We start from the raw sequence: 14426 nt of genomic DNA on the forward strand, positions 1-14426 counted from the left end.
GGGCGGCTCCTGCCGATGGCTCCGTCTGTACGGCAGTGAACGTAGCTGCGTGAGGCTGTATGAAACGGAAGCTGAGACGACCTCGCACTGAGCCAGACCGTTTCCATCTGGTGCTCCCTTCACGCCCGAGTGTCAGTGGCTGCTGTTAGCGTCCGGCCGTTCCGGAAGGCTGGAGAGAGGGACCGCATGGGCGCGTCAGAGTGGCACTATTCCGTGCCGTATCAGGAGGATCTCGTCGGGGCATTCGAGGGGCTGCGACAGAAGGTCTTTGAGGAGCGGGAGTACTACTGGGGTCCTGGTGCCGACTGGAGGCCGGAGGAAGAGCGGGTGCCGTGGCCGAAGACCGTGGACGACCTGTGGGAGCACGAACTCGTCCAGCACGAGGGGACGCACTCGATACTCGACATCTTCCGGATCATCGGGCCGGATGAGGAGCCGGACTACTGCACCCTGAAGGGGGTGACCGAGGAGGAGGCGCTGCGCGTCTTGGGCACGCGGAAGCTCACCCGGGCTCACGTGCCACGATTCGAGGAATTCGACTACTGGCGTTGGTACGGTCGGTGCGCCGTGCTCCACGACCATGAGGGTGAACCGCAGGAAATTTACTTCTGGGGTTACTCCGGCGACTGAGCCGACCCAGGACACCCTGATCGTCTACGCCGACGGCACGCCGCGAACCCAGCATGTCACCACCAACGTTGCCATCGAGGTCGACGAACAGGCGGGCGCCGCGGTCTCGCGTTCGTACGTCACCGTGGTGCAGGCGCTGCCTGACCTGCCGCTGCAACCCATCGCTGGCCGTCGATACCACGACCGCTTCGAGCGCCGTGACGGTCAGTGGCGCTTCGTAGAGCGCCGGGTCCGCATCAACCTGGTCGGCGATGTGACTCGCCATCTGCGCCAAGCTGCCGCACAACGGTAGCCCCTCCCCGAGACGGGCTCGTTTCGAACCTCACCCACAGCCGACGTTGGGCCAGCCCGCTGAGGCCACTAGGTGATCGATTCCAAGGGGTAGCGGCTTTGAGTGGACCGCTACGATCAGGGCCTTGGGTGTGGGGGTGGCGGGGGGAGAGCGTGTGACGGGCGGCTTGGTGGGTCTGGGGCGTCGGGGTGCGCTCGGGCTGGGCGCGGCGGTGGTACTCGCGGCGTGTACGTCCACTGCGAAACGCACAGAGGGCAACGGAGTCCGTACGGACTCTGAACCGCTGGAACGTCGGTTCGCCGCGCTCGGCCCGCTCTCCAACCCACATTGGCTTGGCGTCGTGCGGGGCACCGATTCGAGGGTGTCCGTTCCGGGGCCCACTGATGTTCGTGTGGTGGGCTTCGCCCGGCTGAGAGCGGGTGGCGTTGCCGCCATTGTGGGGGCGCCGGAGCGGGGTTTTCGGCCCGCGATGCCGAGCCAACTGCCGGCAAAGCTGGTGCAGTTCATGCCCAGGAGTGGCAGGTGGGTCCGGAGCGAGTCCTTCGACCGTCAGGTGACGGGCGGGACGTATGCCGGCGCCTTCTACTTCGACCCGGGTGCGAACTGGGTCTACTTCGATACGACCAATCCGCGTGCCGTCGCCAGCTCCGGACCGTGATCGGGTCTCCTGGTTCGGTCGCGCAGACGGTACGAGGGCATCCAACGTCAGTTGTGACGCACGACGACGCCTTGGACGCCGTCGCGATCGCACCCACGTGAAGCCCGACGACTTGCTGAAGGGCTCGGTGCGCCGCAGTGCGGCCCGTGGTGGCCAGCGGTGGGCATCGCGCCCCGGCTCAGCGACGCCGAACGGGTGACCCCGGCGATGATGCGGGCCCTGCTCGGGTTTACGTCCCAGGCGCGGTGGGGCGGCGTGCCCGCACCCATCTGGAGGACGTGTTCCCCTGCCTGCCGCAGCGGCCCGGCTACGGCAAGCGGCTACGCGAGGCCACCCAGCTCATCCGGCGGACCTTCCTGACCTGCCCCTTTCGGTGGACGCAGGACCTGCCGTGTGTGCTCTACGACGGCATTCGCATTTGCGGCATTCGGGACAAGTGGCAGACTTCGTGCGTACACACAGAGAAGGCGGGACCGCCTTCGGGAAGGGTCTCCGTGCGCCACACCCTCAGCCCCACCGTCCTCGCCGAGCTGCGTCGGCCTCGGCGCTATCCGGCGGTCTCCATCCTGATGCCCACGCACCGCCGGGAGCCGGAAAACGCCGAGGATCCGGTCCGGCTGCGCACACTGCTGGCCGAGGCGAAGGAAAAAATCCAGGCCGACCCCGCGGTCTCCCGCGCCGACCGGATCGACGTGCTGGAGCAACTCGACCGGGGCGTGTCTGAGGTCGACCTGGTGCACGCCGAGGACGGCCTGGCGATCCTCGCCGCACCCGGCGAGCACCAGGTCTGGTCATTCGGGCGTACTGCCCCGGCGCGGGTGGTCCTGTCCGACACCTTCCTCACCCGCAACCTGGTCGCCGCCCAGGCTGCCGAGCGCCCCTGTTGGGTGCTCGCGATCGCCGCCGACCGGGTCGTGCTGTGGGGCGGCAACCAGGAGCGAGTCACCGAAGAGGCCGGCCATGGCTTCCCACTGGTGCGCACCCCCGACGCGCCGGACCCCCAACGGCAGGAACGCACCGGCGGCACGCCCAGCACCTTCAGCGACGAGGAAACCAAGACCTTCCTGCGCCAGGCCGACACCGAGATCGGCAAGGTCCTTGCCACCGACCGCCGCCCGCTGTACGTGGTCGGCGAGACCAGCGCGCTCGCCCTATTGGACGCCGTCGGATCCATCGCCAAGGAGGCGACCGAGCAGATCCGGCACGGTGGACTCGCCCACGCCGATGCCGAGACCGTCCGCCAGGTGGTCGCGCCTGCCCTGCGCGCCCAAGCCGACCGCGAGATCGACGATGCCCTCGCCCGGCTCGACGCAGCCCGTGGCCGCCAGGAGTACGCCGCCGGTCTGGACGAGGTCTGGCAGGCCGCCGGCGACGGCCGGGTCACCCACCTGGTCGTCGAGGAGCAGTTCCGCGCCATCGTCCGCGCCGATGGTGAGCACCTCGTCCCCGCCGAGGCCGACGAGCCCGGAGCCCGCGAGGACATCGTCGACGAGGTGATCGAGCGTTCCCTCGACACCGGCGCCCAGGTCACCTTCGTACCCGACGACACCCTCTCCCAGTCCGGCCACGTCGCCGCCACCCTTCGCTACTGACCAACCGGCAGGTGTGTCGAAAACCCGTCCGGAGCTGTTCACCCGACGCGGGTACGCCCGCCGGCGCAGGCGGAAGCGGAAGCGGATGGCTCCGGGATCGGATCTGTACGCTCCTCATCATCACAGGCGGCCCCGCAAGCCGGGGCATGTGAGGTGTTTCAGGTGGGTGGGCATCGATCTTGGTGGCCCGCGGGTGGCGGGCACGCCTCAGGTGCACCGTGGCGTTGCCTCAGCCGCCGTAACGCTCCAGGACGCGACGGGCGGCTGCCAGCCAGCGGTCCTTGCGGGCCTTCGCCTCGTGCAGGCGGTCGGAGTTCTGCTGAATCAGACGGTGTTGGATGCGGGTTTCGGTCGCTGTCCATACCGCCACCAGCTTCGCGGACTTCTGGCAGGCCACGTCTGTGCGGGCGGTGGCGCGTTCGGTCACCGTGGGCTCGGTCGTCTCCCAGCGCTCGCTGTCGGCGGCGGCAAAGGGGTCCGGGTAGTTGAAGCCCGCTTTTGCCATGCATGCGTGCCATGTGCGCAGGGCGTTGCGTACCTCGGGAGTTCGCCGGGAGGTTTCCAGGGCGGTGCCAGTCAGCTGGTTGAAGGCGTGGTAGTCGGGTGGCGGGGTGTCGCCGACGAGTTGGTGCTGGGCGGTCTTGAGGCAGCCGCCCTTGCCGGAGCGGCCGTAGGCTGCTTGCTGAACCTCGGCGGGGAGTGCGTCGCGCTCGTCCCAGGCCCGGTTGCGCCGTGCCACCGACGGCGGGTCGGGGCGCGGGTGGTATCCGTAGCGGGCAGCTTCCGACTCGTCGGCTCCGTACCGGCCGACGTTCTGCGACTCGATGTCCTGGGCGGCTACCGGGGGCAGTAGCTTCCACTCCATGCCCCGGTCGTTCATGCACCGGCGCATGAGGAGGTCCTGTGCGTCTTCCACGAGGTGGGTCTCGGCCACGGTGGATGCATAGGCGTCCAGTGGTAGCTGGAGCTGCTTGGCCTGCCGGGACATAGGCAGTGGGTGTGGGGCGGGCGTGGACCCGTGCTCCGCGGCGGTGCAGGCGGTGGTGGCCAGGAGCAGCAGTGCGAGCGCGGTGGTGGCCCGGGCGCGGGAGGGCGACATGGTTGCCTCTCGTCGTGCGATGTGCGGTGCGCGGTGAGTCGGCGGAGAGGGGGGCGGGGTGCGGCCCCCCGTAGCCGCACCCCGCCCGTCAGCAGTCCGTACTGACGGAACCCGCTGTTAGCGGAACTTGACGGAGCTCGTCGCGTCGCTCATGCCGGAGTGGTCGCCGAAGTGGGGCTCCTTCTCGCCCGGTGCCAGGGAGAAGCGGGCGCCCTCGTAGTTCTTGTGCTGGAAGAACGTGACCGTGCGGTTGCCCAGGTTCTTGGCCGAGCTGATGGTGTCGTTCCAGCCGTCCTTCTTCAGGTTCCGCATGTTTTCGGTGAAGGTCGTGTTCCTGCTCTTGTACTTGGCGTCCTGGTAGACCTTGACCTTCCGCTTTGCGGCGGCCGCCTGGTCGGCGGCGACCGGGGCGTGATCGTCGGCGAAGGCCGGCAGTACGGCACCGAGCGAGAGTGCGGTCGCGGCGGCACCCGCGGCGACGATGTGACGCATACGCATGAGGTGTTCCCCTCTGGTCGGTTCTCAGGTGAAGCACCTGAGGTGGGTGAGGCGTTGGCCGGTTCTGGCGGTCGTGCCCGACCGGCACTTCGTACGCTAAGAGCTCCCGTGCACTGGAGGTTCAAGTAGCTGTGAGTGAGGTCACATGGACCATTGGGCAGCTGGCGGCCCGCACCGGGCTGCCGGTGAAGACGGTCCGGTACTACTCCGACGTCGGCCTGTTGCCCGTCGCTGAGCGAAGCGCTGGGGGCCACCGCCGCTACGGGCCGGAGGCGTTGGAACAACTGCGCCTGGTCCAGCGGCTGCGCGCGCTGGACACCCCGATCTCCACCATCACCCGGCTGGCATCCGGCGAACGCAGCCTCGGCGACCTCATCGCCGACGAGATGGGCCTCGTGCGGAGCCGATTAACCGAACTCCACTGGCGCCAGGCCACTTTGGAGGCGCTGGACAACTGCTCGGCACAGGAGCGGCTCCGCCGATTGGAGGTGTTGTCCGAGGTTCAGCGTCTGCCGGAGGCCCAAGACCGGCTCGCAGGGGCGTGGGACCAGACGATTCCCGCCTCCGTGCCGGCGCGCCTTGCCGAGGCCATCACCGCGCAGGCCGTTCCGGAACCTCCGGAGACCCCCACCGCGGAAGTGGTCCTGGCCTACGCCGAACTCCACACACTCACCCGTCACCAGGACTTCCCCACCTACTGGGCCTGCCCCAACGTGCGCGACAAGGCGTCGCTGTACTCAGAACTCCTCGACACCTGCGAGCTCGCCGCCGACACGGTCGCCGATGGCCTGCCACCCCAGCCCGGAGAGGCCCTGGACCACTTCTCCCGAGCCTGCGCCCGCTCCCGTGGCGAGGACGACACACCCGGCTTCCGCACCTTCATGGGCGCGCAGCTGCACAGCACCATCCCCCTCTTTCGCCGTTACTGGGAACACGTCGCCACGATCTCGGCCGCTCGGCGACCCAACCTGGGGATCACGCATTGCTGGCTGGTCGAAGCCCTCGCTTCGCGGCAACAAGCCGCGCCGGCACCAGCGCGATAGCGCCGCCCCACCGTCCCACCGCCCCGCCACGTCTTCGTAGCGCCGCAGGGCGGGCAGTTGCAGCGGAGCAACTGAACGGGGCGAAGACGCCGCCGAAAGCAACAGTCACCTGAGCGGGAGCGGGTAGCCACCCGTTACGCCGAGGCCGGCTACGCCTGCGCCGCGGCGGGTGTCCGTTCACTGTCACGCAGGCTGTGGACCCGTAAGAGCGAAGGCTCGGCCTCGTTGTCTTCGTCCTCGGGGAGGATGTTGCCGTCCTCGTCGAGCACCGGGTGGATGCGCTCAGGGCCGTGCCTGTTGATGTCGGACGGGCGTGGCCCTTCGGGGCCGTCGGGACCCCAGCGCAGCAGGCGGCGGGTGCGGCCGATCCGGTAGACGGTGCCCTCGACCTCAAGCTGGTTGACCCGGCCGGCGCGGAGCTGGTCAGCGGCCTCGGCGTAGGGGGCCAGCTCCGAGGCCGCAGGGTCGACACCTTCGGCGACCAGGGTGCGTGCGTCGACATCCCTGTGAGCGCCCACCGGGACGAGACCCCGTCTGCGTGGCTCCCACCACGTCAGGGAAAAATCCAATGTCTTACGGGCCTCGTGCGCACTGCCGTGCAGGGCGCTGGCCGACATCCACCCACCACCCGCAGCCTGCTCCACCACCGCGAACGTCGCAGGCAGCAGTAAGACGTCGGGATGGGTGTCCACCGCCCGCTGCGAGTCACTGCGTACGTCGTGGGGGAACCGGGAGCCGGTGTAGGCCAAGGTGCGCAGCGCCAGGCGCTCCGCGGCTTGGGCTGGGGTGATGGGGGCGTCGGGGTCCAGGAGCAGCCCGTAATCGATCGGCGCCTCGGTGGTGCCATCGTCCCAGTCGGGCCTGACCGGCTCCGGATCCGTCGGACGCGGCTGCTCGATGCCGTCCGCGTCCAGGCCGGCGTACTCCTCGGCACGCACGATCCGATAGCGGGTCCCGAGCACGGTGAGTTCGTCGACGCGTTCGCGCTCCAACCGGGCGACCGCCGCCAGCAGAGCACGCCGTTCCTCCCTGTCCTGGGCATCGTCCTTCGCCCGGAACCACAGCAGCGAGTTCAGGCTGTCACGCGCCGTCTGCGGACAGCCGGCCGTCACTGCGCTCACCACCCGCCACTGCGGTCGCTGCTCCGCCTCCACACTCTGCGCTGCCACCCCGAACAGCGGGCCGCGCACCGCCAGCGTGTCGACCTGCACCACGGCGTCCATCGCGTCCGCCTCCACAGCGGCCTCCACCGGTTCTACAGGAAACCGCACGACCACCGGCCACGCCCCGCCCGACCCCATCTCTTCCTGGTCCATGCCCCTATCCTGCCGACCACGGCACATCGCCCTCCTGCATTTCCTGATTCCTGCCTTTTCGCGGACTTCACACGCTATGGGGGGGCGAGTCGGGAGGGGTGTTGAGTGCAACTCGCGTCGTCCGGACGGACTTTCACGATCGTTTCCACCGCACCGCCAGCGGTCGGAATGGACTTCACCCGCACCTCAATCCGCCACGACCACCAACCCGGCGAACCTATGTGGTCACAGCACTGGACGAGTCCTTGCGGTCGGTACATCGCGCTTCGACCGGTACGGTTGGCGCTCGGCGCGGTTTACCGCTGAGCGCACCGGATCCGCAGTCAGCGCAGGTGACGGCGGCGACGATCACAGTGGTAGCCGTCGGACCTCCGGCCGACGACCGAGCCGGGGATCGCTGGGGACGTGAGGCATGGTGAGCGTTCCACGGTCGGGCCACGCGAGGTCGTCAACCGCGAGAAACGGCTCGCCGGCCACGGTCGCGGGGGTCGCGCCGGTGAATGCCATGACGTCTCGGTGCAGATGGGACTGGTCGGCGTAGCCGGCGTCGGCCGCGACGTGGGCCGCGCCTTCACCCGCGACCAGGCGGTGGGCGGCATGGTCGAAGCGGACCAGCTTCACAGCACGCTTGGGTGGCACACCGAGCTGCGACCGGAACCGGGACCACAGGCGCTTACGGCTCCATCCGACCTCGGCCGCGAGTCCGTCGACCCGGGCCAGGCCACGGCTGGCGACGATCCGGTGCCAGGCCCAGGCCACCTCCGGGTCCACCGGCGGTCCCGCCTCATGCCGGCGGGCGAGCAGCGCGTCCGTCAACGCGAAACGGGCCTGCCATGACCAGACCTCGCCCAGTTGCTCGCAGATCCGGGACACCTCCCGGCCCCACAGGTCGCCCAGGGAGACGACGGCGCTGTCGAGGTCGGCGGGGGAGACGCCCAGAACCGCGCGTGCGATCACCGGGGACAGGCGCACCTGCACGCATTCGAGGTTCTCTCCCCGCGCCCGGACCGCGCCTCCGGCCCCCAGCCCGGGCCCGGCGACGAGGCTTCCCCGCTGCTGCTGCCCGGCGGCACAGTCAAGGACGGGCGAGCCGGCGCCGAACTCCAGGAGCAGCGTCACGGCCGGGTGCGGGACCATCCGGAGGGCCGGCAGGTTACGGACACGGAACCCGGCCATGGTGAGACCGGCCACCCTGCTCGGCCGCTGCGGGCAGGCGACGTCCCACACAGCCGCACCGTGCATGAAAGTCCGCACCGCTCCATGCTACGTGAGCCGGATGAGGGAACATTTGTCCAATCCGCCGGCGGGGGGCGGCGGCGACAGTGGGCTCATGACTGTTTCTGACGGCGGACCGCACGTGAAGGGCGGCACCGAAGCCACCGAGAGCTCGACCCTGTCGCTGGACGACGGCGACATCCACGTGTGCCAGGACGGCCCCCGCGACGCCCCCGCACTCCTGCTCATCCACGGGTCCGCATCCTCGACCCGCTCGTGGGACCCGCTGGTTCCGCTGCTGACCACGTCTCACCGCGTCATCCGGATCGACCTGCTCGGGCACGGCCGGTCGGCCAAACCGGCCGATCGCAGCTACGCGCTTCCGGACCAGGCACGCCGGGCCGGCGTGGCGCTGGACCGGCTCGGCGTCGAACGCGCCGTGGCCGTCGGTCATTCCAGCGGCGGCGTGGTCGCCACCGCCGTCGCCGAACAGCGACCGGACCTGGTGACCGCGCTCGCCCTCATCAACACCGGACCCAGCCTGGACGCCTTCATCGCACCGCAGACCGCCCCCATCGGACTCGCGCAGTGGCCGCCGACCGACGAACAGATCCGCCGCTTCGCGAGCACCGCTTTCAGCCGCGCGGGCTACCAGATGCCACCAGAACTCCTGGACGACGTACGGTGCATGACCCACCACACCTTCACCGCAACGATGCAGGCCACCCGTGACTACCTGCAGCAGCAGGCACTCCCGGACCGTCTGACGGCCCTCGGCAAGCCGCTACTGGTGCTCTTCGGCGAGGACGACCGCAGGTGGCGGTCCTCCTCCGCCGCCGACTACCGCGCCGTTCCGGGCGCGGAAGTCGAGTTGCTGCCCGGTCTCGGACACTCGCCCGTACTCGAGGATCCCCCGCGGACCGCCACGCCCCTCCTGGCCTTCACCGCGATCCACGCCGTACGGGTGGACTGAATGACAAGGAGGAGTGCCATGCGGATCCTCGTCTCCGGCGCCAGCGTCGCCGGTCCGGTGCTGGCGTACTGGCTCACCAGGCACGGTTTCCGTGTCACCGTCGTCGAGCGCGCGCCGACCCCGCGCAAGACCGGCGGCCACGCGGTCGACCTGTTCCGGCCCGCGATCAACGTCTCGGAGAAGATGGGCGTGCTCCGGCGCGTCGAGGAGCGCGCCACCGGCACCAGCCGAATGACCGTCTATCAGGAGGGTGCACGGCGACCCGTCCGGGTGGGCCTCTCCAAGATCTTCAGTGCCACCTCCGACCAGCACGTCGAGATCATGCGCGACGACCTCAGCGAGATCTACTACGACGCCGCACGTGACGACGTCGAGTACATCTTCGGCGATTCGATCACCGCGATCTCGCCCGACGGCGAGGTGCGGTTCGAGAACGCCGAGCCGCGCCGCTTCGACCTCGTCGTCGGCGCGGACGGGCTGCACTCCAACGTGCGCCGTCTCGTCTTCGGCGACGAGTCCCGCTTCAGCACCTCCATCGGGGCCCACTTCGGGGTGTTGACCCTGCCGAATGGCTCCGGGCTCGACGGCGAGCTCCTCATGCACGTCGGCGTCGGCCGCACGGCCGGCATGTACGGTGTGCGGCACCTCGACGACGCGCGGGCGTTGTTCCTGTTCCGGAGCGAGCGTGAGCTCGACCACCACCACGACGACGTGTTCCGGCAGAAGGAGTTGCTGCGCGGTGCGTTCGACGGCCTGCACCCTGACGTGGACCGCTGGCTGGACGAGCTCGACCGCACCCAGGCGTTCTACTTCGACTCGATCGCCCAGCTCCGCATGGACACCTGGTCGCGGGGGAGGGTGACGCTCGTCGGCGACGCGGGCTACAGCCCCGGCCCGGTCGTCGGCGGTAGCACCAGCCTGGCCGTCGTAGGCGCGTACGTCCTCGCCGGTGAGCTGGCGCGGGCGGGCGGTGACCACGAGCTCGCCTTTCCCGCCTACGAGCGCGCGATGGCGGAGCACGTGCGCGGCAGCCGCACGGCCGCGCTGAGCGCGGCGAAGACCCTGATCCCCACCTCACGCCTCGGCGTGCGTGGACTGGCCCAGGGCGCCCGCCTGATCTCGGCCCTGCCCGCGGGGCCCGGTCGCGCCCTCCTCCGCCTCACCACCAAGAGCGCGCGCCTCCACAACTCCATGACCGTCGACGACTACCCGCCGTCGTTGTGACGCACGTGTGCACTCTGCGGGGCCGGCCGCCTGGCCATGACGAGAGCCGTCCGGGGCCTGGTCAGCTGGTGGCGGGCCTGCTCCGCCAGGGCCTTGTCATCACAGAAATCGAGTGGGCTACCTCGGGCTGATCGTGACCCTGTAGGTGGCTCCGGCCCTGCCGTGGGTGCTCACGGTGACGGTCTGGCCGTGGTGTTCCCAACTGGCCTTGCTGCCTTGGACATCGACACGGTAGCCGCGTGGGTACGTGTCCCTGGGCACGGTGATCCGGGTGGGCCCCTTTACGTTGTCGCGGGTGCGGAAGGTGAGCGTGTAGGTGCGGGTAGCCGGGTCGTACGCGAACGTGAGCGGGTCGCCCGCGACGGCCCGCGCGTAGGGCTGGACGAGCAGCTGGGCGTTGGGCTTCGCGGCGCCCGTCTGGTCGAGGAAGCAGTAGCCGCCGCCCCGGCACCACTGCCACCACGTCCAGCCACTGGAGAAGCGGTCCAGGGAGGCCGTCATGTCGGTGACGAACTGGCTTGCGTGTGGAACGTAGGGGTTGCCGCCCCATTCCCCCACGATCACCGGCATGCGGTTACGGGTCGGGTAGTCGCTGATGGCAGCTTCGTAGGCGGGGATGAAGGTGCCGTTGGGGTCGTAGTCGGCGCCGGTTTCCATCGCGGTCTCGTAGAAGTGCGGTGCGTAGCCGGCGTGCGGGTCGTCGATGCGGCCCAGCTTGGTCGGGACGCCGGTACCGACGATGACGGTTGGTTCGACGAATACCCACGGCCGGTGGTCGACCAGGCGGATTGCCTGGGCAAGGCGGTTCCACAGCTCGGTGAGCTCGGTGGCCTCGAAGCGGCCCGCGGCGGCAGGGAGGTCTTCGCCTTCGAGGAACTTCGCGAACGGCTCATTCATCAGGTCGTAGCCGAGCAGCGCCGGGTGCCTGCCCAGGGCGGAGGCGACCGTCATCCACATGCGAGCGTGCGCGGCGCGGAGGTCGGCGTCCTTGTACAGGTGGTCAAAGGAGGCCTGTACGGATGGCTCGAAGTACTCGGAGAACCAGTCGTCGGGTATCGGCGAGAACGGCAACCCCTCGTCGCGGGTGGCCCAGTCGGGGACGCCGCGGGAGCCGAAGTGGGGGCCGTATACGTCTTGGTGGGCGTCGAGGATGACCTTGATGTGGTAGTGGTCGGCCCAGTCGAGGATGCGGCGCATCTTGGTGAGGTAGCCGCGGTCGTAGTGCCCGGGGGCGGGTTCGAGGTCGTCCCAGAAGAACGCGAGGCGCGCGAGGTTGAAACCCCGGGCGGCCATGTCCTTGAGGTCGCTCTCGTGGATGTCGGCGAACGCGTTGGTGCCTCGGCTGCTCTTGTCGGCGAGGTTGAAGCCGCGCCACTGGAGCGCGCGGCCTTGGCCGTCGGCGATGAAGGTGCGGTCACCGACCGTGACCCGGTCGGGCGCGCGGTCGGGGGAGCGGTCGGGGTGAGCCTGGGCCTGCGCGGGGAGGACGCCGAGCAGGAGGGCGGCCACGGCGAGGGCGGCGGGGGCGACGCGGGAGGTCAAGCGCATGCCGGAGACCCTTTCGGGGGTGGCTGCTTGGGCGGCGTGCTGTTGGCCGGTCGGATGCTACTGGCGGGAGGGTTAAGTTCCCAGTGGATCAGGGGGGTTGGCAGAAGTTGGCGGAAGTTGGCGGGGCTTCCTTCTTCAAGGGCCCTGGCCAGACGGCACAGCGTCACCTGGCAGACCGTCCGAGCCGCCCTGGCCGGCCTCGAACCCCGCGCGCGCAAGCCGATGCCTCGCCGGCCAACCGCCATCGATCCCGTCCAGGCCTCGTCGACTCCATGAATGAAGCGGTCACGGCCCCGCAGAGACTTCTTGTGGTCGCGTATGGTGAGCGACTGCCGATCTTCGTGTCGCGGTGTGTGGGATGATGGAGTGCCGGCACCCGGCCGCGTTCACCGATGAGCGGCCAGCACTGCCGCGAGGCCCTCTTGCAGATCTTTGACGAAATGCTCGGGAACCTCCAGCGACGGGAAATGTCCCCCGGTTTCGGGCTCCCGCCATCGGACGATCTGCCGGTACCGCTCCTGTGCCCAGGCGCGCGGACACTTCTCGACGTCGCGGGGATACATCGTGATTGCTGACGGGACGTCGACCCGAAGTTCGGGGTCGAGCGAGTTGTGGCTTTCGTAGTAGATGCGGGCCGCCGATGCGCCGGTCCGGGTCAGCCAGTACAGGGTGACGTCGTCGAGAATGCGGTCTCTGGAAATCGTCTCGAACGGGCTGTCTTCGGTGTCCGACCACTCGGCGAACTTGTCGAGGATCCAGGCGAGAAGCCCGACCGGTGAGTCGACGAGCGAGTAGCCGATGGTCTGCGGTCGGGTCGCCTGCTGCTTCGCGTACGCCGCGCGGTGGCGCCAGAAATGGCGGGTTTCCTCGGCCCATTTGCGCTCGACCGCCGTCAGCCCGTCCGTCGTCAACCCGGGCGGCCCCTCCGCGAACGTGGTGTGGATGCCGAGAACCTGCGCCGGGAACCTGCCGCCGATGACCGTGGTGATATTGCCTCCCCAGTCGCCGCCGTGGGCTACGAACTTGCTGTAGCCGAGCCTTCCCATCAGTTCCACCCACGCGGCCGCGATCTTTTCGGTTCCCCACCCGGTGGTGGCCGGCTTGTCGCTGTATCCGAAGCCGGGTAGCGACGGGGCCACGACGTGGAATGCCGGCGCGTCTGCATTCTTCGGATCTGCCAACTCGTCCACCACATCGATGAACTCGGCAATGCTGCCTGGCCAGCCGTGCGTCAAGATCAGAGGAGTGGCGTCCGCGCGCGGGGATCGGCGGTGCAGGAAGTGGATTCCCAGATCATCAATGGTCGTGCGGAACTGGCCGATCTGGTTGAGCCGCGCTTCGAACGACCGCCAGTCGTACCCGGTGCGCCAGTAGTCCGCGAGATCGACGAGGTCGGCGAGAGGAACGCCCTGCTGCCATCGGCGGGGGTCGGGCGCGGCGCGATAGACCGTCTCAGCCTCCGGCAGGCGCGCCGCGGCCAGTCGCGCGCGCAGATCGTCGAGGTCAGCGTCGGTTGCGTGGACTTCAAATGCTTGCACGTCGCCGGTTGGACGGGGCATGAGACCTCCTGGCCATCGCGGAACCGGCTGCGCCCTGTAGCGAACCGGCTAAGACGGTTCTAGCAGTTCTTCGAGCCGCACTGCAACCGGCTAAGCTGGTTCCATGCGTGCTGGATACCCTGACTTCCGCCTCGGCACCGTGCTGGCGACCAGCTTCACGGGGACTCTGTCGGAGCGGCATGGCAACGCTGTGGAGCGCATTCCCACGCCGCAGCGACTCGTCGACTGGCTGACAGTGAGCGGCCTCGCCGTGGACTCCTGCACCCCTGCCCAGCTCGACCTCGCTCGGGAACTGAGGGAGTCGATTCACGCCGCCGCGACAGCGGCCGCGGTCCAGGACGCTCTCCCCGCATCTGCTGTCCAAGTCATCAATGACTGCAGTGCTCAGGGCCGGGCCGCAGCGATCCTGACGCCCGAGGGCAAGCGGCAATGGCGGCTCAGCTCGGCTTCCCGCGTGGAAGATGCCCTCGGCGTGATCGCCGCCGACGCGATCAGCATCATCGCGGGTGAACGCGACGGAAAATTGGCCCTGTGTGCATCACCAACCTGCCAAGCCGCCTTCTTCGACACCAGTCAAAGTCGCACCCGCAAATGGTGTGACATGAACACGTGCGGGAACCGTCAGAAGAAAGCGCGCTTCAACGCCAACCAGCGCAAAAACCCTAGATCAGCGGAGTGATCGATACCTCGGTGCATCCAAGTGGGCCCACGCCTGCGACACATCTGTCGCGTTGGGCGCACCGGGGCCAGGTGGTGTCGTCCCTGATCGGCAAGCAGTG

14 protein-coding genes are annotated in these 14426 nt (G+C 69.0%); 8 read left to right on the forward strand and 6 right to left on the reverse strand.

What is annotated here, in order from left to right:
• Positions 1–186: 186 nt before the first annotated feature.
• The 4 genes from ACGF4C_RS31665 (at position 187) to ACGF4C_RS31680 (ending at position 3172) form a co-directional block, all read left to right on the forward strand.
• Complete coding sequence (locus ACGF4C_RS31665) at positions 187–630, forward strand: hypothetical protein (RefSeq protein WP_393570877.1); 444 nt, start codon at positions 187–189, stop codon at positions 628–630.
• A complete protein-coding gene (locus ACGF4C_RS31670) occupies positions 587–922 on the forward strand; it encodes a nuclear transport factor 2 family protein (protein ID WP_393570879.1) in 336 nt (111 codons plus the stop codon). The genes ACGF4C_RS31665 and ACGF4C_RS31670 overlap by 44 nt, the downstream gene beginning before the upstream one ends.
• 469 nt (positions 923–1391) lie before the next feature.
• Complete coding sequence (locus ACGF4C_RS31675) at positions 1392–1580, forward strand: hypothetical protein (RefSeq protein ID WP_393570881.1); 189 nt, start codon at positions 1392–1394, stop codon at positions 1578–1580.
• A 494-nt stretch (positions 1581–2074) separates the two neighbouring features.
• The gene (locus ACGF4C_RS31680) at positions 2075–3172 is read left to right on the forward strand and encodes a chemotaxis protein (protein WP_393570883.1); all 1098 of its coding nucleotides are present in this window, start codon (positions 2075–2077) and stop codon (positions 3170–3172) included.
• A gap of 229 nt (positions 3173–3401) precedes the next feature.
• Here the strand turns inward: ACGF4C_RS31680 and ACGF4C_RS31685 are convergent, their stop codons facing one another.
• Both ACGF4C_RS31685 and ACGF4C_RS31690 read right to left on the reverse strand, forming a co-directional pair.
• The gene (locus ACGF4C_RS31685; protein WP_393570885.1) at positions 3402–4271 is read right to left on the reverse strand and encodes a hypothetical protein; all 870 of its coding nucleotides are present in this window, start codon (positions 4269–4271) and stop codon (positions 3402–3404) included.
• 117 nt (positions 4272–4388) lie between these two features.
• The gene (locus ACGF4C_RS31690; RefSeq protein ID WP_393570887.1) at positions 4389–4769 is read right to left on the reverse strand and encodes a peptidase inhibitor family I36 protein; all 381 of its coding nucleotides are present in this window, start codon (positions 4767–4769) and stop codon (positions 4389–4391) included.
• A 131-nt stretch (positions 4770–4900) separates the two neighbouring features.
• Here ACGF4C_RS31690 and ACGF4C_RS31695 point away from each other — a divergent pair, with 131 nt between their 5' ends.
• Entirely contained in the window at positions 4901–5812 is a 912-nt protein-coding gene (locus ACGF4C_RS31695; RefSeq protein ID WP_393570889.1) for a MerR family transcriptional regulator, read from the forward strand.
• A 149-nt stretch (positions 5813–5961) separates the two neighbouring features.
• Here the strand turns inward: ACGF4C_RS31695 and ACGF4C_RS31700 are convergent, their stop codons facing one another.
• Both ACGF4C_RS31700 and ACGF4C_RS31705 read right to left on the reverse strand, forming a co-directional pair.
• On the reverse strand, positions 5962–7128 hold the full coding sequence (locus tag ACGF4C_RS31700; RefSeq protein ID WP_393570891.1) for a DUF5954 family protein: 1167 nt from the start codon (positions 7126–7128) through the stop codon (positions 5962–5964).
• A 348-nt stretch (positions 7129–7476) separates the two neighbouring features.
• Positions 7477–8382: a helix-turn-helix domain-containing protein gene (locus ACGF4C_RS31705; protein ID WP_393570893.1), complete on the reverse strand. Its 906-nt coding sequence runs from the start codon at positions 8380–8382 to the stop codon at positions 7477–7479.
• 76 nt (positions 8383–8458) lie between these two features.
• Between ACGF4C_RS31705 and ACGF4C_RS31710 the strand changes: the two genes are divergently transcribed.
• Entirely contained in the window at positions 8459–9316 is an 858-nt protein-coding gene (locus ACGF4C_RS31710; protein WP_393570895.1) for an alpha/beta fold hydrolase, read from the forward strand.
• Between the two features lie 18 nt (positions 9317–9334).
• A complete protein-coding gene (locus ACGF4C_RS31715) occupies positions 9335–10540 on the forward strand; it encodes an FAD-dependent monooxygenase (RefSeq protein WP_393570897.1) in 1206 nt (401 codons plus the stop codon).
• Positions 10541–10657: 117 nt separating this feature from the next.
• Here the strand turns inward: ACGF4C_RS31715 and ACGF4C_RS31720 are convergent, their stop codons facing one another.
• Both ACGF4C_RS31720 and ACGF4C_RS31725 read right to left on the reverse strand, forming a co-directional pair.
• Positions 10658–12088, reverse strand: a complete 1431-nt coding sequence (locus ACGF4C_RS31720; protein WP_393570899.1) for a cellulase family glycosylhydrolase — start codon at positions 12086–12088, stop codon at positions 10658–10660.
• Between the two features lie 386 nt (positions 12089–12474).
• The gene (locus ACGF4C_RS31725) at positions 12475–13647 is read right to left on the reverse strand and encodes an epoxide hydrolase family protein (protein ID WP_393570901.1); all 1173 of its coding nucleotides are present in this window, start codon (positions 13645–13647) and stop codon (positions 12475–12477) included.
• A 103-nt stretch (positions 13648–13750) separates the two neighbouring features.
• On the opposite strand from ACGF4C_RS31725, the gene ACGF4C_RS31730 reads away from it, so the two are divergent.
• Positions 13751–14326, forward strand: coding sequence for a CGNR zinc finger domain-containing protein (locus ACGF4C_RS31730; protein WP_393570903.1), 576 nt, complete (start codon positions 13751–13753; stop codon positions 14324–14326).
• Positions 14327–14426: the final 100 nt, after the last annotated feature.

Origin of the sequence: Streptomyces sp. NPDC048197 (genome assembly GCF_043202395.1) — a bacterium.
GTDB classification, from domain to species: Bacteria; Actinomycetota; Actinomycetes; order Streptomycetales; family Streptomycetaceae; genus Streptomyces; species Streptomyces siderophoricus.